Raw genomic sequence first — 19,252 nt, 5'->3', positions numbered from 1 at the left:
CATGACTATTTTTCGCACCGCTTTTTTTGAAGCCGATTTAACTGAAGAACAGAAGCAAGACTTCTACCAATACATGGAAAACGAAGTCGCGCCTATTATTCGCACATTTCCGAATAACCAAGGGCTAACGCTGAACAAACCTGAAGCGATTGAAGCTGAGAGCCATAAAAACCTACTGCTGATGATGCAGCACAGCTACGAGAACGAATCAGTAATGGCAGCCGCTTTAGATTCTGAACAACGAATCAAAAGCATGCATGCGACGAAGGTGATTATTGAGAAATACAACATTCATGTTCATCACATCAATTTCGTTCGTGATTAACAGCTTAATAGGCAATACACCGTAAAGTCTCAATCGAAAAGCAGAAGATCATCTTCTGCTTTTTTTATCGCTATCAATAAGGAATCACTATGAGAGTATTCCCGTTAAAAGATGCCCCACTGGTCTTACTGTCTCTGATCTTTTTTATCTGGGGTTTAATTACCGTTTCAAGTAACTCGCTAATTCCACATTACAAAGAAGCTTTCTCTCTCGATTATAAAATGGCGATGCTATTTCCCATGGCCTTTTTTATCACCCGAATTACGGTGTCTCTTCCAACGTCATTTGTCATGGCAAAAATTGGCTATAGAACTACGCTGAAGTTCTGCTTGATCTGGTGCCTTCTGGGCTGTCTAGCGATGGCATATTTAGTACGAGGAGAAGAGCTTGTTCCAACACTCATCGGGATCTTATTGATGGCCTCAGGTGTGTCAGCAATTCAAGTAGTGAGTTCACCTTACGTATCACTTCTCTCGACACCCGATAAGAGTGTTATACGTCAAAGTGTAGCAACAGCATCTAACTCCGTTGGCACTGTGCTTGGTCCGCTAGTGCTTACCGCTGTCATTCTTGTGGCAGCAAGTTTTAACGTCGACAACACCGCCCATCAAGTTTCGCTTCTGTTCTTACTCATCGCCCTGTTCTTTTTCGGCTTACTGGTATTTTTTAGCAAAATGACGCTTCCAGATATCAAACCAAAACAGATGACTGGCTTTTGGCGAGGGTTAAGGCTTCTAATTAAAAATCAGCAGTTTATGAAGTTAGCGTTGGTACTGTTGCTGTACATCGGTGTAGAGGTCAGTTTTGGTACTTTTACTATTGCGTATCTTGCCGACCAGCAATATGGCGACCTTGGTTTGGTCTTCGCAACACAGATCATCGCTCTTTATTGGGTATTAATGTTTGTTGGAAGAGTGTTATTCGCCAAGTTTGGAAACACTGTAAACAAGCACTATCTCTTCTCACTGTCTTGCGTTATTGCAGCTTTGATTAGTGCCGTTGCGGTCTATCAAAATTATGTTTGGATTGGCTATTTGATGCTTGTCGTAGGGTTATGTAATTCAGCACTCTACCCTATCATTTACGCACAAGCGCTACATGCATCAGGTAAGCAAAACTCACAAGGGGCAGCAATTCTCATTATGTGTTCAATTGGAGGGGTTGTTTTACCATTCGTACAGGCGAGTTTGATTGATGAGCTTTCGCTGAGTACGAGTTATATTGCGCCCGCATTAGCGTATGTATTAATGATAGTTTTGTACTGGTCTAGTTTAAAGCATCGTGTTTAAACTGTTGGCTTAGATAGGTAACTTGGTTTAGTCAATCACTTGATTCAGTAACTAAGTCGATGACTAGAAAGTCGGCCTGATTGGCATAAAAGTCAGGGTAGAGAAAGGGAAGGTGGAATGGGGAAGGTAAATAAATTTAGTGCTTCTGACGTTAGTTTGAACCAGTGAGTGGCTAATCACCACCACTGATCACACTTAACGCGGGTTTATTTAAGGAATTAAACCCAAGCAGAAGCAACAAGTAGGATAATTGCACCCATGATAACGGTAGACTTAGCAAAAAATAGAACTTCATTCATTACTGAAGGTTTTGCTAGTGATGCGTTGTTTTCATTTGTGATTACTGTAGCGTTCATACTGTATTCTCATCGTTGTGTGATCTGAGGTCAATTTTGCGCCGTTATGTGACCAAAGTCAACAATAACTGTAGTTTTATTACACAATGAAAAAGCTATAACTGAAGAGAACTCCAACAACGCAACCTCCCTTACTCCACGGGGTTTTTCATTAGATCAACATCTATTAGATACAAAAAAAGCCCGAAGCCTGATACACAGAACACTTCGAGCCTTTATACAGCAGTCGATACACTACTTAATTCAATTGAGCCAACTCCGCTCGCATTGAATCGATAGCTTGTTGATAATCTTCACTATCAAAAATAGCAGAGCCCGCAACGAACATATCGGCACCCGCTTCAGCAATCTCTTTTATGTTGTTAACTTTCACACCATCGTCGACTTCTAAACGAATATTTCGACCTGATTCATTAATGCGCGTTCTGATTGAACGCAGCTTAGTTTCAGAGCTCAGGTCCGCTACCCACTTCCAAACCATTCGCTGGAACAAATTTAGTTATCTGCCCGTTTTCAACCATGTAGCAATCCATGCCTGCCGATGTCGCTGCGTGCTGGCCTATAATCGTATCTTCAAACACCACACAATCGCTCGGTTCAAGCTCTAACTGGCTAGCGACTTTCAGAAAAGTATCTGGGTTCGGTTTGTGATTTTCTACGTCATCTGAAGTCACAATCGTACGTATCATTGATGGGATATCGGTCGTCTTTAAAATCGCCCTTGCATGCTTGGCTTGAGCACCAGTGCCGATACCTATCTTTTTCAACTGATACTGTTGCTGTAAGAGTGCGTAGGTCTCTGGGATAACATCACCTTTATGCTCAATGGCTTCGAAGTTGGCGATTTTGTCCGAAGTAATTTGTTGAGCATCAAGAGTTAGATCGTAACGCTTAAGGATCTCTTGAGTCACTTTTCGCGATGGCATCCCACCAAGTTGATCGAGCCATTCTTTGTCATAGGGAATACCAAACTTCTGACAAGTTTGTTCCCATGCATGAGCGTGTGCCACCATAGAATTGACCAGAGTCCCATCGAGATCAAAAATAATTCCTTTATATTTATCTAACTTTGGCATCGTCAATCTCTCATATTGTTTTGAGACTCATACTACTAATCACCATACATAAAACCTATTCATGATCGTCTTAATATGATCTTATTCAACAATCCGACAATTAAACGAATTGATGCAATAAAAGCCGTTGTTTTACTATTGAAATCATATTTTGAGCACATCTCACCCATTTTTACTTAAACCAAGTAGAGTTGCATAAATTGAAGATGATATAGTCCACGAAAATCAAATACTTTGGACACGACCATGCATTCTAGCGACATCATCAAACTGGCAAATTTAGGCGTTAATATCGAAATTTCAAAAGACTCTTCATTGCATCCTTCTGATGCGTTGGAAGTGGTAAAGATTGTTGCTGAAATCGGTAGCCAAATCGTCATCAAGAAGAAGTACCATACGGACTACCTGATTCAGATGGCTGAAGTGGGCCGTGATCATGTGACGATCGCTGTTTAAGAACCGCCACTATTTCGAAATTGACATAACCTCAGCTTCAAAAGTTTAGAGCGACATGTTGATATAAAAATGCAGCATATTGGGGGCAATATACTGCATTTTCTCTTTTCGTTAGGAGCATGGAGAACGCAAAGAGAAACTGGTTTGATAATTCTAGGTATAGCTAGTGGTCAAACAATCTCGGAATACTCGTTTGCACACAAACATCATTCAAACGTTTTTGTGCCGTGAGAATATTCTCTTTCCAACGTTCATCTTGAGCCCACATCTCGATCACGAGTGGTACAACGCACTCAGTCTCTTTCAACGTTTCAAAAATAGCATTGAAGTCAACTTCGCCATCACCAATCACTAAGTCTCGAAACTGCCCTTTGTACTCGTCAGTCACTTTATAAGTGTCTTTGAGGTGGATCTGAGTGATATGAGGCTTACTCAGTTTTAGCTCAGTCACTATGTCGTAATTCCAACCAGAAATATTACCCACATCCGGATACGCCGTGAAATACGGTGAATTGACTTCGCGACTCAGCACTTCGAACTTACTCAAAGAGTTCAAGTAATCGGTATCCATGATTTCCACAGCAAGCATTACGCCCGACCTTTCAGCCAACTGTGCCGAAAGCTTCATTCCTTCAATGAACCTTTGGTGAGTCACTTTATCGGCGGGCTCGTAGTAAACGTCATAGCCAGCCAGTTGGATGGTACGAATACCCAACTTATAAGCCAACGAGATCGCTTTCTCCATATGGATAACCGCTTGTTCTCGAATCACAGGATCTGCTGAACCAAATGGGAACTTACGATGCGCGCTTAAACACATGGATTGCAACGGTACGCCGTGCTTTTCACAAAGACGACGCAAGGCATAAACTTCTTCGTCATTCCAATCTAGTCGGCTGCGACGCTCGTCTGATTCGTCTACCGATATCTCAAGAAAATCAAAGCCGAGTTCTTTGGTTTGCTTAAGTTTATCTTCCCAGCTGAGTTCGTTAGGTAGAGCCTTCTCATAAAGCCCTACACGATGGCGTAACAGGTTTTGATACATAACGCCTCCTAGTTCCAGTAACGGTCGATCTGAGCTTTTAGCGCTTCTGCTGTCTCTTTACCTTTGTCACCCGCAAGTGCGCGGCCTGCGATAAAGGTTTTCGCTTTAATACCTTCAAATAGGTATAGGTCTTCAGGCACGATGCCACCTGTGATGGAAAGCTCGATGCCCATTTCAGACAAGGCGCGCATCTTCACTAGATCTTCTTCTGTCCAGCCCACACCAGCTAATTCAGCGTCACGAGAACGGTGATAGATAGCTTGAGAGATACCTAGGTCGACCCAAGATTGAGCATCGTCCATTGTCCAGTTACCATAAATTTCGATTTGGATTTCACCGTTAAATTCATCGGCGACTTTCTTACATGCACCAATAGTCGCAATGTGTGCGGCTGCAGAAACGGTAATCCAGTCGGAGCCTGCTTCAAATGCCATACGCGCTAGAATTGCGCCACCATCGGTGGTTTTCATATCGCATACAAGGATATGGTCTGGGTGGTTTTTACGAAGCGTAGAAACCGCCGTCATGCCTTCGGCGAAAGCCAAAATAGTGCCCACTTCAATCACATCAACAAAGCTTTCAACGTTGTTTGCCACTTCAATTGCTGCAGGAAGGTTTGTTTGGTCTAGGGCGATCTGAATCATTGGTTTAGTCATGTTGTTATCCTTTAATTTGTTCACGTATTAGACGGGCTAAGCCATCATGGTTGTTATCTGTTGAGCACACGCATTGAACGTGTGACTTGACGATGTCATCAGCATTGAGCATCGCTACGCCTAATCCGGCGTACTTGAGCATGGATATATCGTTATGGTTATCACCGACGGCAATGACGTCATCGGCGTGATAACCGAGTTCTGCGATGTATTCAGCAAGGCGTAGGCCCTTACTGTTACCTTTTGCAGCAAAGTCGATTCGGTTTGACCAAGAACGCTCACCGTTGAAGTTCTCTTCTATCCATGGGTGTTGCATTAATCGGTCTACTGAGTCTTGGCTACCTTCCACCACAAACTTCCAAACGTGTTCGGCTTGCTGAGCCGTTTCAATGAATGATTCCACTTGGTAAATTTGAGGGCGATGCTGCTCTGGTGCCGTTTCTGCCCAACTTTCCAATGCCAACATGTAGGCAAATGGGTTGTAGTGTGAGTACGTCATGGCATGCGTGATGTACATGACCATTTTGAGCTGAAACTCGTCTGCCATATCGATGAAGGTCAGCGCTTTGTCTTTACCTATGGAATTTTGAGTCAGTACCGTTTCAGTTTGATAGTCATAAACATAAGTGCCGTTACAGCAAATGATTGGCGTATCTAACCCCAATTCGTAGTAATAAGGTCGTGCTGCTGTGTGGTGTCGACCAGTCACAATCACGACATGACAACTTTGTTTGGCTTCTTGGATCGCCTTTTTCAGTTCTGGATGAATCGTGTGGTCATCCTTTAACACGGTTCCATCGAGATCTAACGCCAGCACTTTATACATAGAGTCCTCTCACTTATTCCCTGAAGTCGGGCCTAGTCAATATTGAAACTACTTAGAGTCGAAGCTCGTTAAACGGCTTACTTAAACAGCCTACTTAAACGAACAGTCGATTTACTGTTGGCCGTAATAAGCATTTTCACCGTGCTTACGTAAGTAGTGTTTGTCGGATAGTTCTGGCTGAATTTTGATGCCGCTGTTCAAGGTGCGCGTTGCCAACGCCATTGCAGAAACTTCTTCTAATACCACCGCGTTGTGAACCGCATCGTTGGCGTCTTTGCCCCAAGAGAAAGGCGCATGTCCTGCAACAATCACGCTGGGAACGGCCATTGGATCAATTCGGCGTTGCTTGAACTCTTCAATGATCACCAAGCCAGTATTTTTCTCGTACTCTTCAGCAATTTCAGAGTGAGACAATCGACGTGTACATGGGATGTCACCGTAGAAATAGTCCGCATGAGTAGTGCCCAATGCTGGAATATCGATACCCGCTTGCGCCCAAATTGTGGCACTGCGTGAATGTGTGTGAACAATGCCACTGACCTCAGGGAAAGCTTTGTAAAGCTCTAAGTGAGTTGCGGTATCACTTGAAGGATTAAGTTTCCCTTCAACAATGTTGCCTTCTAGATCGACGACCACCATGTCTTCAGCCGTCATATCACTGTATTCAACACCCGATGGTTTAATCGCTATCACGCCATTAGTACGGTCAAACTCAGAGACATTTCCCCAAGTGAATGTCACCAAACCGTACTTCGGAAGCTGCAAATTCGCTTCTAAGACACGTTGTTTCAATTGACTATATTTAGACATATCGACTCCTTAAGCCGCTTCCGCTTGCAACAAAGCAGCATCAATTAAACGCGCGACTTCTTCTGGGCTTTTGCAGGCACGAAGTTTCGAGAAATCTTCGTCAAATTCAATCAAGTTCGCCACTTGCATGGTGCCTTCGATGTGCTCTTCTGAGTCTTTACCCGCTAGCGTGATCAGTACATCAACAGGCTCATCAACACCTTCAAAAGTAATAGGCGTTTCAAGCACGGTTAACGCAAACCCAGTGCGAATAACACCATCTTCAGGGCGGCAGTGAGGGAGTGCGAACGCATCGTGAATACAGATGTAAGGGCCTTCTTCACCAATCGCTTTGGTAATCGCGTCGTAGTAACGCTCTTCAGCAATACCAGCTTTAACCAATGCGTCAGTACCTAACTTGATCGCCGCTTTCCAGTCAGCGGCTGTTGCGTTCAGTAGGATAGAGTTATTCTTGATAAGAGATTCTTTTAAGTTCATGTTATTGCTCACTTATATAATTGTTTTTATTGGCTCAGTAGTTCGACACCACTGAGCCGTTTATCATTATTTGTGGAAGTTGTTCTCGATGATGGAAACCAGTTCGTCGCCGAAAGTTTTCACCATAATCATGTTCTTAACCGCTAACTGTTGCTTACCTTCCGGCAGGCCAGTGATCTTCGCAGCAAGCGCAACCGACGTAACGATGATGTCGAATGAACCAAGGTGCGATTTGTAATCAGTAATGGCGCTGTTAAAGGTCGAGCTTGGGATGCCTTTCTTGTCCAAGTACTCTTTGATTTTCTTAGAACACATCATTGAAGAACCTTGACCTGAACCACAGCACACTAAGACACGAACCGGTTTCTGGTCAGCTGCTGGTGAGACGCGAATTTCTGACGTTGCAGAAGCTGACGTCGTAGAAGCTGATGGCGCTTCAGCGGTTGCTGTCGATTGTTGTGGTACTGCGATTTCAACCTCAATACCTTCAGGTGTTACCGCGGTCATTGTTTCAGCGGCAGCTTCTGCGTCTTCTTCAGCTCGTAGTTGCTTAGAAGCGAAGTACATGTAGACACCAGCTAAAGCCAGAATCCCGAAGAAGAACATATTAGAGCTCGAGATACCTTGCATGATAGGTGGGAAGACGAGAGCCCAGTCAGCCATACCCATCCAGCCATTAAACTCTGCACCCGATTGAGCAAAGATATGAATTGCCCAAGCAGAACCAACCACTTCGATGATGCCCATCACGAAACAGATCTTCATTACCGCTTTCCAACCACCAAAGTGGTTAGCAAACACACCGATAGTTGCGTTCGAGAAGAACATAGGGATAAAGCCAGGAATAATCATGATAGGGGAATCAAAGGCTAACATTGCAAGAACGGCTGTGAATTGGCCAACAGCGCCCCACATGAAACCGAATACCATTGCATTTGGAGAATATGCGTAGATAGCTGCACAATCGATTGCTAAAACAGCATTAGGAATAAGACGTTGAGAAATACCGTTAAAGGCTTCTGATAACTCCGCTACGAACATACGGACGCCCGTTACAATAACTTGAATAGCGACTGCGAATTTCAGACCAGTTTCGAAAATATAGATAAACCAGTGTGTTTTCCCTGCCATGTCTTGAAGGTTATCAAGACCAAATGAAAGAAGAATAATGCCGAAGAAAGCAGTCATGACTAACGTTGTCGCTGCGATGCTATCGTGGAAAATGTGTAACCATTTAGGCAGTTTGATGTGGTCAACGCTGTCATTTTTGTCGCCAAGCTTAGGAGCAACCTTTGTCGCTACCCATGACGCAAACTGTTGTTGGTGACCAATAGAGAAACCCGCCCCGCCAGTCACTTCTTGAGTCGGCTTGAACATGATATTTGACGAGATACCCCAGTACAACGCCATCAATATTGCTGAATAGATGATGGTTTCCCACATACCTGCGCCAAGCACGAAGTAGAAAACAGCAATGAGACCAGCTTGTTGGAACATAATATGTCCCGTCAGCATGATGGTTCTGATACCAGTAATGCGGCGGAAGGCAACAAGAAGAATGTTCAGTCCCAGTGCCAACAGTACTGCATACCCGACCCAAGAGTAATTGTCGCCCATGGTTTCCATGGTAGACATCATGGTTGTGTAAGGGTCTATCACTGACCCCGTCAATCCATGAATCTCACTCATTTTCAAAATCACCGGTTTGAAACCCGCTACCAATGTTCCTGCACCTACCTGAACTATCATGAAACCAACGATGGTTTTAATAGAGCCGGAGATAATAGTTGTTGCGTCACGCTTGAGTAGAATGTAACCCAGACAAGTAACAAGACCGAGTAGCAATGGTGCTTTGGTCATTACCTGACTGTAAAAAATATAGAAAATATCGTATAAGAATTCCATATCTTTACCCCTAATTAATTTTTAATTTTAATGGTTTGTAGGATGTGATGATGTCTAGTTTTGCTCACGAACTAAACTTTACCAATCAAAAGTAATCATTCAATGCTCACTTGTGATTACTTTGATTTATATCAATTAACCACACCCAGAATGTGCCTAATTGAGCTTCGGATCACACCGAAAAACAACAAAATGAATAAAATCAACAACTTAAAAATGATTGCGATTAAGATCTGGTTTTTATAGCGATGTAGTTTGACAATCATGATGGTGATTATTAGAATCAAAACAAATCAAAAGTAATCATCAAATTGTCACAACGACATAAAGAGTGATAAATATGAATGAAGTACAAAGACATAACGGCATTGTGTCGCTGTTAGAAGATATGCAGACAATAAACGTCTCACATATCATTGATAAATTTAGCGTTTCACCAGCTACAGCAAGACGCGACATCGCTAAACTGGATGAAGTTGGTAGGCTTAGAAAAATTCGAAACGGTGCAGAACGAGTAGAGACTCAGAAGAGAAAGTGGTCACCACTCAATATAAACAGCACTGATTTCTATGAAGAGAAAGCTGAGATTGCACAAGCAGCAGCTGGACTTTGCGAGGCTGGCGATACAGTCGTTATCAACTGTGGTTCTACTGCGTTCCTACTTGGACAACAGTTATGTGGGGAAGATGTTCAGATCGTAACGAACTACTTCCCACTCGCAAGCTACTTGATCAACGAAGATCATGACGATGTCATCATCATTGGTGGTCAATACAACAAAGCACAGAACATCTTTTTAAATCCCGCGCCCAATTCACTGGGAGGCTATGCCGGAAACTGGATGTTTACCTCTGGTAAAGGCTTAACCGATGCTGGCCTCTATAAAGCAGACATGTTAACCGCTGTCGCAGAACAGCAAATGCTTGAACAAGTAGACAAGCTTGTCGTCGTAGTCGACAGCTCAAAAGTTGGGCAACGTACTGGAATGTTATTTTGCAGCGCTAAGCAAATTGACATAGTCATCACCGGTAAAGAAGCCAACCCAGACGTCGTTAAGCGGATTGAAGCACAAGGGACGCAAGTCATCCTAGTTTAAATCCAGGGCGAGCAAGCCCACCAAATAATAATAAATTTAGCTCAGTGCCTTAATCAAAATTAGGGCGCTCGGTTCCCTACATCCAAAATTAATCAAATTATTGAAATAAAAGGTATTATCATGAGCAACGTAAACGAAATTACTCGCGAGTCTTGGATCCTAAATACATTCCCTGAGTGGGGCACATGGTTAAATGAAGAGATCGAGCAAACTGTCGTGCAACCGAATACATTTTCTATGTGGTGGCTTGGCTGTACAGGTATTTGGCTAAAATCAGAAGGTGGTGCAAACCTATCAATGGACTTCTGGTGTGGTACTGGTAAAAAAACACAAGCTGTTCAAAAAATGAAAAACCAGCACCAAATGATGCGTATGGGCGGTGTTGAAGCACTTCAACCAAACCTACGTACTGCAATCTTCCCACTGGACCCTTTCGCTATTAAAGAGATCGATGCAGTGATGGCTTCTCATGATCACGGCGACCACATTGACATCAACGTTGCTGCAGCCGTTCTACAAAACTGTGGCGATCACGTTAAATTCATTGGTCCTAAAGCGTGTGTTGATTTATGGATGAAATGGGGGGTGCCAGAAGATCGTTGTGTTATCGCGAAAGTTGGCAACGAGATTAAGATCAAAGACGTGAACATCAAAGTTCTAGACGCATTCGACCGTACTGCACTTGTTACACTGCCTGAAGGCACTTCTTCTTTAGATACCGAGATCTTAGGCGGCATGGACGACCGTGCAGTGAACTACTTAGTAGAAACTACCGGCGGTTCTGTTTACCACTCTGGTGATTCACACTACTCAAACTACTACGCTAAACACGGTAACGACCACAAGATCGATGTGGCTCTGCTTTCTTACGGTGAGAACCCACGTGGCGTGACTGACAAAATGACGTCTTCAGACATTTTACGTGCCGCTGAATCTTTGGATTGTGAAGTCGTGGTTCCTTTCCACCACGATATCTGGGCTAACTTCCAAAACGACCCACGTGAAATTGAAATGCTTTGGAACATGAAGAAAGAGCGTCTCCAATACGGCTTCGCACCTTTCTTCTGGCAAGTCGGTGGTCGATACACTTACCCTACAGATAAAGGTCGCATGCACTACCAACACTTCCGCGGCTTTGCAGATATCTTTAAAAATGATCCAGAACTGCCATACCGTGCATTCTTGTAATTAGAAAATCAACCAAGGAGGGAGCATGAGCTCCCTTTTCTTTATCTACTAAAATGGAATTTTTATGTTGTTGCGCGAATTTAAACATCACTTCAAGCGTGGTGATCTAGAATCAGCCGTTGCCGTTAACTCTCCAAATAATGATGGTTATTATCTAATGGTTCGAAGCAATAAATGGGGAGTAAATAGTTTCTTAGAGTCTGACAGAAAGCTGAAACCAAGAGTGTTCAAAACCCAACAAGCTCTGCTTAATGCAGCAAGGTCAATTGGCTTCAATCATCAATCAGTCGATATGCAAAACCTCTAGAGCCTTCTGACTCCCCCAGTTCATCACATGATCCCCTTTGTCCATCTCACCTTTACACTGTGAATATTGAAACTCTGTTTGGATAGGTTAGGCTCTCTGTCTAATACCAATAACAAGCCAAGACAGGCGAGCAAAGCAATGAAAGTTGACTATCACAAACGGCTGATTCCCGTTGTCCGCTATCTAGAGAAGCACTTTAACGAGCCACTCAACCTAATCGAGGTCGCGGCGTTAGCCAACTTTTCACCCTACCATTTTCATCGTACTTTTAAGGCCGTTCAGGGCGAGACCCTTGCTGATTTCATTCGCCGATTGAGACTCGAAGCAGCAGCTAATGATCTATTCAAATCCAAGCAGCCCATTATTAATATCGCATTGGACTACGGGTTCTCATCATCACAAAGTTTTGCCAAGGCATTCAAGCAACACTTTGGTGTCACACCCAGTGCATTCCGTGATTGCGAAGATTACCAAGCGTTCAGCGAGTTAACTCGAAATAGCAAGATTGGACACTCATTGCGCAAGAATGGAAACGATGCAACTGACGGCAATTCATATACTAACTCCGAACTTTCAACATGGAGTATGACAATGAAAACACAAAAATTTGAAGCATCAAAACTGGCGTATGTACGAGTGACAGGCCCCTATGGACAAGGCTATGAAGAGCCAAGCGGTCGTCTTTATCAATGGGCAGAAATGAAAGGACTAGCGAGTAATAGTTGCATCTTTATCTATCATGACAATCCAGAAATCACTCCAACAGAGAAGTGCCGAACAGACATCTGCTTGATGGTTTCAGACGACACTGAAGTACCAAGTGGGATCGAATTAAAAGATTTTCCCGGTGGGCAATATGCGGTGATGAGACAAACGATCACCGAAGTCGGTCAATATGCAAAAGCATGGGATGATTTAATGAGTAACGTCATTGAATCCGGCATTGAAACCGAAGACCGACCTTGTTTTGAGCTCTACCACAGCTACGATCCGCAAACTCAGCATTCAGACGTCAGCTTCTGTACTGCAATTAAGTAACAAGAGTAAATACAATAACAAAGCCTACTTCGCGTAGGCTTTCGTCTCTTTAGAGCGCTTTCCAACAGCTTTGTTACGTAATTAGGTTGGAGATAGAGCCGGCCTGTTTCGAAGATTTTTAGTCAATAAATGAGAATAAATACTAGTAGACACCAGTAATGTCATAGCCCAAACGGATTTGGACCATGATAATCAAAATGAGCGGGATACAAACTGGAGGTAAGCTAAATTTTGCCTTACCATTTCCACCTAACGGTTAAGACAGTTCAAAGCGAACCCCTTACTGATTTCATCAATCGCTTGAGGCTCGAAGCACTTTCCTAACTCGTACAATAAAAAACATCACCACACACGCGATATAGAGCTTACCTACCCATAGGCCGATATTGATCAGCTGAGTTTCTTGCTTAATTAAACGTTGATACTCAGTATCAGAGAGGTAAGGATCGTCAAAGGGGACAACGTTAATCCCCCACACAAACCAAACAAACCAAACGACACTTCCTGCGAGCAGCCATAAGGCTAATATTAAAAGTTGCTCGAACACACCTAGCAGTGTGTTCTTGTTAAGCGATATTTGAGCTTTTTTCATTTCACGACCTTTTTATCACAACACAGGGGGGCTCTAAAGAAGTAAGAGTACTAAAGCCTTTTATTCCACTTCCCTTGATGGTCACGGTCGCAATTCTCTTGTGTATCGAAGCTCACGTGCTTATCGATATTCTTCAATGTAATCCCAACCTGACTAAACGCCTTTTGGATGGTAACAGAGACCTCCTGCTGACCTCCTCCCTCTAAGAAGTTAGCTCTATCTTGATTGGTGTCGAATACGCAGACGATTTTTAGGCTCTGTGGAAAAGAAGAAAAATTGACCGTATGAGTCACCCACAGAAAACCACCGAAGCCTTTTAACGTGTCTTCACAAACGTCAATTAACACGTCTCTGATTTGATTTTCGATTTTCTTATCTGATTTACGCATGCGGCAAAGGTCCTATTTAACACCTTAAAAAATAAGGTTTTTCGGTCAATATTGTCTTAATCGACATTGGACACTGTGGCGGTTTCAAATGCAAAGTATTTATTGGGAGAGTCGGCTGGAAGATATAGATGAAACGCCTCATGCTTGATCACTGACGAGGCAATCAAACATGAGGCGAATATAGAATTTACGAAGCTCTTAGCTCGCCGCTTGTTCCCAATCGGTCAATAGCTTCATTATTACGCGCGAGTCTTGATGAGTCGCCATTGGCGCAGCAAGTTGCGTGTCACCTTGCTCAACTGCTTGGCGGATATTACGCACTTGATAATGGAAGCCATCGCCTTGCGCTTCGACTTTCACTTCACGTTTCGATGTTTCATAAACCTCAACCGTGAACAAGTTGTCTTCGGTCGGTAACCATGGATTTGTGTCGAGAGTGATACAGCCTTTGCTACCTAAAATCGTGAAGCCATGCTTTAAGCCGTGGTCTTCTGCGGTATGGATTTGTGCGGTAAAACGGTCATTGAAGCGCATCATCGCCGACGATTCACAGATATTGCCATCTTGGCCTCGTCGACCGATTGCTGAGATCTGTACATCATCGAACACGCTCTCGCCAAATTGTTGCTGCGCAACAGAGTGAATCAGCGACATTGGATAACAGCCAAGGTTGTACAACGCGCCTTTGCTGGCAGGATTCACAAACTGATCAATCGCCGCAACATAAGACCCTTGAATTGAGCGCACCTCACCAATCTCACCTGTAGCCAACTCTTGATGAAGCTTGGCAATCAATGGGTGGTTTAGGTACATCAGACCTTCTGCGAAGAACACACCAGATACTTTCACCGCTTGCAGAGCTTGCTCGGTTTTTTCCATATCAACCGACAACGACTTTTCACACAGAATCGCTTTGCCTTTTTGAGCCGCTTTGATTACGTATTCGTGGTGAACATGGTTTGGTAGAGCAATGTAGATAATGTCGACCGACTCATCTTCAATCAAAGCTTCATAGCTGTTGAAGGTTCGTGTTGGCTGGTACTGCGCAGCAAACTCGTTAAGTGTTTTTTCAGTACGACCAGCAACGGCATACAGCTCGCTTTGAGCATCGCCTTTAATCGCATCCGCCATTACGCCTGAGATAAAGCTGGTTCCTAGGATTCCCCATTTCATGGCTTATATCTCCTGCTCTTGTGTTTTGATAGGTCCACGTTGCGTTTCAAATGCTTGCACCAATTCCGTAATATCACGCTCAATAAACGATTTGGTATGAGGCATCACAAAGTGCTGATTAATCGCCTCGCGGTTTGCGTATTGTTCAAGCAAGATCACACGATCGCTTTGGCTTTGATCATAGGTTGCAATCGCTTGTAGGCAACCCGACTCGCTCTGCATGTCTAAACAAAACTGTTCGATAGCTTCGATCGCAGCAGCTCGTTCTATGTTGGTTTTGATCTTAAGTTCGGCAGTAACAAAGATAGTTTCATTCGTTTGAGGCATTTCACGCTCTTATTTTAGTTAATTATCGGTTTGCCACTAATATAATTAACCCCTAATAATTGATAAACTCACCTTTTGTTTATTGTTTATCAACCAAGAGTGTTTAATGGATAAGTTAACCAGCATGAAAGTCTTCGTCTATGTTGTGGAACAAGGCAGCTTTCGCAGTGCCGCAAACCACTTCAACTTGTCGGCGACCATGATCAGTAAACATGTCCATTCCTTAGAAACTAGTTTGAATTCTCAACTGATCCACCGCACCACGCGTAAGCAATCGTTAACCGATTCAGGGCAGCTTTATTATCGAGAATGTAAGCGAATTCTCGAAGACATCAGCAATGCAGAGAACCTGATTCAAACCCTGGAGAACCAGCCACAAGGGACGGTAAAAATAAACTGTCCAGTCACCTATGGGAATAAGGTAGTTGCCCCAATCGTGGCCAAATTTCTCGCACATCACCCAACCATTAACGTTGAGCTGATGTTGAATAATGATCTTGTTGACCCTTATTCATCCGACATTGATCTGATTGTGCGTATTGGTGACCTGTCCGATTCAAGTTTGGTCGCAAGGTATTTAGGGGATTATGAGATGTGTTATTGCGCCGCGCCCGCTTACCTAAACCAACATGCTGAAATCAGAGTACTAGAAGACTTGGCGCAGCACCCATCACTTGGGTTCAGTTACAGCAGCCAAGCCCCTCACGCCACACCGAATAAAGAACGCGTGCGCTTGATGTCGAATAATGGGGATGTATTGCGATATGCCGCTCTGCAAGCTGTGGGTATTTTGTTACAGCCAACTATCTTAGTCGCAGAAGAGATTGAGCATGGCACGCTATTGGAAATCCTACCCGGCATGGCGCCGTTACCTAAGCCGATTCACTTGCTCTACAAAACCAAACAACTGTCATTGAAGAACAGAACCTTTGTCGAATTTTTATTAGCCTCTCTACCGAGTAACTAAGCGTTTTCTAAACAACCAAGCCGCTAGACTGTTTGCCAATGGCTCATCAAGCGTTTGCCAAGGTCGGAGGGCGTGGTGTTATGGACGACCATCTCATCACATTGGTTGAACACCATGAAGTGTTTTAGCTCACCGCATAAGGCATGAACTAATGATTCATGGTTTTTAATTCGCTCTTCCACAACCAAGTTGCGAATATTGAGTAAGCCATTCTTCCTGTCGACCTTACAATCCATTCGTGCCACCAGCTCACCTTGCCACAGAATCGGCAAACTAAAGTAACCAAACTGGCGCTTGGCTTCTGGAACATAGCACTCAAGAAGGTAATCAAAGTTGAACAATGATTGTATTCGCTTACGTTGAATCAGCAGGTTATCAAATGGCGAGAGTATCTTAAGCTTGGTTCTAGAAAGAGGCTGATTCAACAGCTCAAAAGCATCAGGCAGGACATAATAATCACAACCTTGAATATCCACTTTCAGTACCTGCTTATCTTCAAGCATCTGTTGGAGTGTTTTCTGTATCAATGGTTTCGTGTTCTTGAGGAGATAGCTCATCTCCGACGCTATTCCCACACCATTGGCCTCTAAATAACGTGTTATCAGATGCTCGATGTACTCTTGTTCCGTTGGTTCAGAGGTATCAATGCCACTCGGCAAAACTCGTTCGGTTAGGTCATAGACCTTATGGAAGTTCACTCGGCTCGGCACCATTAAGTCACCTTGCATAAACAAAGTCTCTAGCGCCTGTTTAGCAGGTTTGCCACCCCACCCGCCGGGGTTGGGTCTATCCCCTTCAAAGTCTTTCGCCATTAATGGCCCTTCGCTCTCAATACGTTTGAGAACATGAGCCATCAGTGCGTCATCCTTTTTATACCAATGCTTGAGTTTACCGCTCGCAAACCCATTCTTGCGATGTAGGCTGAAGCGGTAATCGCGCATAGGCAGATAAGAGGCAGCATGCGACCAATACTCAAACACTTCTCGACGCTCTAACAGCTTATCCAGATGGTTAAGTTGGTAGTCTTGATTGCGATTCCACAGCGTATGATGGTGAGCTCGCTGAATCACAGAGATAGTATCAATTTGCACATAGCCAAGGTTTTCAATCGCAGACAGCGTATTCGACAAGGCGCCGCCATTACGTTGCTTTTTAGGCGGCAGCTTCTTAGGTGGCAATTTCTGCGAAAGCAGTACAATTTTTTGCGCTTGAGCGAGTGACAATGATTCCATGTAATTCAGACTCTATTTGATACCAATAATCGGCTTATGATTCAGCAATAAGTTCTTGAAGGATTTGCTTGTACGTTTCGACCGTCTGCGCACCAGTGACAGCACTCTTGCGGTTGAATACCACGGTAGGTACCGCAGAGATGCCCATGCGTTGCCATTCAAACTCTTGCGCTTCAATTTGCTTTAAGTTGTCGATGTTCTTCAAGCGTTTCAGTGCCTTGGTTGAGTCTAAACCAACTGCTTCAAGTTCTTGCGCGATAACCTCAAGATCAGACAGATCTTTCTGCTCTGAAAAGTGAGCCGTAAAGAAGCGAAGCTTTAACTCCGTCTGTTTACCGTGCGCTAGAGCAAAATCGAGCAGCACATGCAGATGACGTGAATTCACCATTCTCATGCTGTCATAGAAATTGAAATCGAAACCAACCGCTTTGCCACGCGCCGCAAGTTGTTCTCGTGAACTTTTGCTCTCTTCTGCGCTAGAACCGTATTTTCTCATGATATGGTCACGCAGGTTTTCACCCTCTTGCGGCATATCAGGGTTAAGCTCAAACGGCTGCCATTCAAGTTCAATTTGCTCTGCTAAGCCAAGCTCAGTAATAGCTTGCTCTAAGTTTTTGTAACCGACCACGCACCACGGGCACATTACGTCAGAAATAATATCGAGTTGAAGTTTCTTGCTCATCGTCATTCCAAATGATCATTGATAAGGCATGTCCGCTGTATAAACAGGCATCCAATTTATCTTCAGACTACAACAACCTGAACAATCGTTCAAATTTAACTAATACCAATCACAGCACCTGTAGCCAACAAAAAAGCCAACTCATATTACCGAGTTGGCTTTCATCAAAATCTGTTGGAGCTTAAGAGCGTTACGCTAGCAGCTTCTCTAGCACTTGGAACACACCTGCATCGACGTTACTTGGCGCGCCAAAACGAGCGATCTCTTTCAGTTTTGGATGTGCGTTTTCCATCGCGTAAGAGTGGTAGCTCTCTTTAAGCATTTCCAAGTCATTTAGGTAATCACCAAAGCTCATGGTCTGCTCGTAAGTGAAGCCTAATGTGTTTTGTAGATGCTTAATCGCTGCGCCTTTTGACGCTTCAGCATTCATCACATCCAACCAAATTTTCGCACTGACAACCACTTGGTAGTTCTCACCAAACTTGGCATCAATTGTTGGGTTCACTTTCTCTTGTGAGCCGTCGAAGTGACAGATAGCCACCTTGATGAAATCGTCTTCTACCGCCAGTAAATCTTCTACTTGCTCACGGCGGTGGTAGTACTTAGAGATCTCCGCTAGAGCACGCTCATCTTTGGTTTCGATGTAGGCTGATTTCTTACCACAAAGCACAACGTGTGCACCTTCAATAGCACGAGCTTCTTTAATGATGTCTTTGATGGCATCAGTATCAAGTAAGCAGCTGTAAAGCTCTTGGCCTTTGTGCATCACTAGTGTGCCGTTTTCAGCAACAAACATCATGCGATCTTTTAGTGGGGCAAAGGTTTCCATCAAGCTGTAGTACTGACGACCCGATGCCGCAGCAAAAATAATGTCTTGAGATTCTAAGCGCTCGTAAAGGTTGAAAAATTCTGGGTCTAACTTTCCGTGTTCATTAAGCAGAGTGCCGTCCATATCAGCAGCGATAAATTTGATGTTCTGTTGTGGCATTTCAGGGCTTACCTATAAGTAAAGATTAAAGTGTAAATTATGATTTTTCGTT

23 protein-coding genes and 1 pseudogene are annotated in these 19,252 nt (G+C 43.7%); 8 read left to right on the top strand and 16 right to left on the bottom strand.

Features of this window, described 5'->3' with window-relative positions:
- Nucleotide 1 precedes the first annotated feature (1 nt).
- Both M4S28_RS19645 and M4S28_RS19640 read left to right on the top strand, forming a co-directional pair.
- A complete protein-coding gene (locus M4S28_RS19645) occupies nt 2-325 on the top strand; it encodes a hypothetical protein (RefSeq protein ID WP_017072596.1) in 324 nt (107 codons plus the stop codon).
- Between the two features lie 89 nt (nt 326-414).
- A complete protein-coding gene (locus M4S28_RS19640) occupies nt 415-1,614 on the top strand; it encodes an MFS transporter (RefSeq protein WP_249633595.1) in 1,200 nt (399 codons plus the stop codon).
- A 218-nt stretch (nt 1,615-1,832) separates the two neighbouring features.
- On the opposite strand, the gene M4S28_RS19635 is transcribed toward M4S28_RS19640, so the two are convergent.
- The 3 genes and pseudogenes from M4S28_RS19635 to M4S28_RS19625 all read right to left on the bottom strand — a co-directional run bounded on the left by M4S28_RS19635 (nt 1,833) and on the right by M4S28_RS19625 (nt 3,046).
- Nucleotides 1,833-1,970 carry a hypothetical protein gene (locus tag M4S28_RS19635; RefSeq protein WP_009845892.1) on the bottom strand — a complete coding sequence of 46 codons (138 nt, stop codon included), beginning with the start codon at nt 1,968-1,970 and terminating at the stop codon, nt 1,833-1,835.
- Nucleotides 1,971-2,208: 238 nt separating this feature from the next.
- A pseudogene (locus M4S28_RS19630) lies at nt 2,209-2,412 on the bottom strand (ribulose phosphate epimerase); the annotation flags it as partial.
- Nucleotides 2,413-2,416: 4 nt separating this feature from the next.
- Nucleotides 2,417-3,046 carry an HAD family hydrolase gene (locus M4S28_RS19625; RefSeq protein WP_009845894.1) on the bottom strand — a complete coding sequence of 210 codons (630 nt, stop codon included), beginning with the start codon at nt 3,044-3,046 and terminating at the stop codon, nt 2,417-2,419.
- Nucleotides 3,047-3,292: 246 nt separating this feature from the next.
- On the opposite strand from M4S28_RS19625, the gene M4S28_RS19620 reads away from it, so the two are divergent.
- Nucleotides 3,293-3,502 (top strand): hypothetical protein, encoded by a 210-nt coding sequence (locus tag M4S28_RS19620; RefSeq protein ID WP_009845895.1) that lies wholly within the window; start codon nt 3,293-3,295, stop codon nt 3,500-3,502.
- Nucleotides 3,503-3,665: 163 nt separating this feature from the next.
- Here M4S28_RS19620 and M4S28_RS19615 read toward each other — a convergent pair whose 3' ends face one another.
- The 6 genes from M4S28_RS19615 to M4S28_RS19590 all read right to left on the bottom strand — a co-directional run bounded on the left by M4S28_RS19615 (nt 3,666) and on the right by M4S28_RS19590 (nt 9,221).
- On the bottom strand, nt 3,666-4,547 hold the full coding sequence (locus tag M4S28_RS19615; RefSeq protein ID WP_249633594.1) for an L-ribulose-5-phosphate 3-epimerase: 882 nt from the start codon (nt 4,545-4,547) through the stop codon (nt 3,666-3,668).
- A gap of 8 nt (nt 4,548-4,555) precedes the next feature.
- Nucleotides 4,556-5,203 (bottom strand): 3-keto-L-gulonate-6-phosphate decarboxylase UlaD, encoded by a 648-nt coding sequence (locus tag M4S28_RS19610; protein ID WP_017078555.1) that lies wholly within the window; start codon nt 5,201-5,203, stop codon nt 4,556-4,558.
- A 4-nt stretch (nt 5,204-5,207) separates the two neighbouring features.
- A complete protein-coding gene (locus tag M4S28_RS19605) occupies nt 5,208-6,029 on the bottom strand; it encodes a pyridoxal phosphatase (RefSeq protein WP_249633593.1) in 822 nt (273 codons plus the stop codon).
- 111 nt (nt 6,030-6,140) lie between these two features.
- A complete protein-coding gene (locus M4S28_RS19600) occupies nt 6,141-6,839 on the bottom strand; it encodes an L-ribulose-5-phosphate 4-epimerase (RefSeq protein ID WP_017081779.1) in 699 nt (232 codons plus the stop codon).
- 9 nt (nt 6,840-6,848) lie between these two features.
- Nucleotides 6,849-7,316 carry a PTS sugar transporter subunit IIA gene (locus M4S28_RS19595; RefSeq protein ID WP_249633592.1) on the bottom strand — a complete coding sequence of 156 codons (468 nt, stop codon included), beginning with the start codon at nt 7,314-7,316 and terminating at the stop codon, nt 6,849-6,851.
- Nucleotides 7,317-7,382: 66 nt separating this feature from the next.
- Complete coding sequence (locus M4S28_RS19590) at nt 7,383-9,221, bottom strand: PTS ascorbate-specific subunit IIBC (protein ID WP_017089477.1); 1,839 nt, start codon at nt 9,219-9,221, stop codon at nt 7,383-7,385.
- A 340-nt stretch (nt 9,222-9,561) separates the two neighbouring features.
- Between M4S28_RS19590 and ulaR the strand changes: the two genes are divergently transcribed.
- The 4 genes from ulaR to M4S28_RS19570 all read left to right on the top strand — a co-directional run bounded on the left by ulaR (nt 9,562) and on the right by M4S28_RS19570 (nt 12,850).
- Nucleotides 9,562-10,317, top strand: a complete 756-nt coding sequence (gene ulaR, locus M4S28_RS19585; RefSeq protein ID WP_017081776.1) for an HTH-type transcriptional regulator UlaR — start codon at nt 9,562-9,564, stop codon at nt 10,315-10,317.
- Between the two features lie 120 nt (nt 10,318-10,437).
- On the top strand, nt 10,438-11,505 hold the full coding sequence (gene ulaG / locus M4S28_RS19580; RefSeq protein WP_249633591.1) for an L-ascorbate 6-phosphate lactonase: 1,068 nt from the start codon (nt 10,438-10,440) through the stop codon (nt 11,503-11,505).
- 64 nt (nt 11,506-11,569) lie between these two features.
- Complete coding sequence (locus M4S28_RS19575) at nt 11,570-11,812, top strand: hypothetical protein (protein WP_017078551.1); 243 nt, start codon at nt 11,570-11,572, stop codon at nt 11,810-11,812.
- Nucleotides 11,813-11,950: 138 nt separating this feature from the next.
- Nucleotides 11,951-12,850, top strand: coding sequence for an AraC family transcriptional regulator (locus M4S28_RS19570; protein ID WP_249633590.1), 900 nt, complete (start codon nt 11,951-11,953; stop codon nt 12,848-12,850).
- 292 nt (nt 12,851-13,142) lie between these two features.
- Here M4S28_RS19570 and M4S28_RS19565 read toward each other — a convergent pair whose 3' ends face one another.
- The 4 genes from M4S28_RS19565 to M4S28_RS19550 form a co-directional block, all read right to left on the bottom strand.
- The gene (locus M4S28_RS19565; RefSeq protein ID WP_237289593.1) at nt 13,143-13,442 is read right to left on the bottom strand and encodes a hypothetical protein; all 300 of its coding nucleotides are present in this window, start codon (nt 13,440-13,442) and stop codon (nt 13,143-13,145) included.
- A 50-nt stretch (nt 13,443-13,492) separates the two neighbouring features.
- Complete coding sequence (locus tag M4S28_RS19560; protein WP_249633589.1) at nt 13,493-13,831, bottom strand: Fis family transcriptional regulator; 339 nt, start codon at nt 13,829-13,831, stop codon at nt 13,493-13,495.
- A gap of 198 nt (nt 13,832-14,029) precedes the next feature.
- Nucleotides 14,030-15,004: a Gfo/Idh/MocA family protein gene (locus M4S28_RS19555; protein WP_249633588.1), complete on the bottom strand. Its 975-nt coding sequence runs from the start codon at nt 15,002-15,004 to the stop codon at nt 14,030-14,032.
- Nucleotides 15,005-15,007: 3 nt separating this feature from the next.
- Nucleotides 15,008-15,331: a putative quinol monooxygenase gene (locus M4S28_RS19550; protein WP_249633587.1), complete on the bottom strand. Its 324-nt coding sequence runs from the start codon at nt 15,329-15,331 to the stop codon at nt 15,008-15,010.
- A gap of 106 nt (nt 15,332-15,437) precedes the next feature.
- Here M4S28_RS19550 and M4S28_RS19545 point away from each other — a divergent pair, with 106 nt between their 5' ends.
- Nucleotides 15,438-16,298, top strand: a complete 861-nt coding sequence (locus M4S28_RS19545; RefSeq protein ID WP_249633586.1) for a LysR substrate-binding domain-containing protein — start codon at nt 15,438-15,440, stop codon at nt 16,296-16,298.
- A gap of 23 nt (nt 16,299-16,321) precedes the next feature.
- On the opposite strand, the gene M4S28_RS19540 is transcribed toward M4S28_RS19545, so the two are convergent.
- The 3 genes from M4S28_RS19540 to M4S28_RS19530 form a co-directional block, all read right to left on the bottom strand.
- Nucleotides 16,322-17,530, bottom strand: coding sequence for a winged helix-turn-helix domain-containing protein (locus M4S28_RS19540; RefSeq protein WP_249633585.1), 1,209 nt, complete (start codon nt 17,528-17,530; stop codon nt 16,322-16,324).
- Between the two features lie 34 nt (nt 17,531-17,564).
- A complete protein-coding gene (locus M4S28_RS19535) occupies nt 17,565-18,212 on the bottom strand; it encodes a DsbA family oxidoreductase (protein ID WP_249633584.1) in 648 nt (215 codons plus the stop codon).
- Between the two features lie 190 nt (nt 18,213-18,402).
- Nucleotides 18,403-19,200, bottom strand: coding sequence for a Cof-type HAD-IIB family hydrolase (locus tag M4S28_RS19530; RefSeq protein WP_249633583.1), 798 nt, complete (start codon nt 19,198-19,200; stop codon nt 18,403-18,405).
- Between the last annotated feature and the right edge of the window lie 52 nt (nt 19,201-19,252).

Origin of the sequence: Vibrio sp. J383 (assembly GCF_023503985.1) — a bacterium.
Lineage (GTDB): Bacteria > Pseudomonadota > Gammaproteobacteria > Enterobacterales > Vibrionaceae > Vibrio > Vibrio splendidus.
Note: the sequence above shows the minus strand (reverse complement) of the source record. Positions and strands in the feature narration are given on the sequence as shown.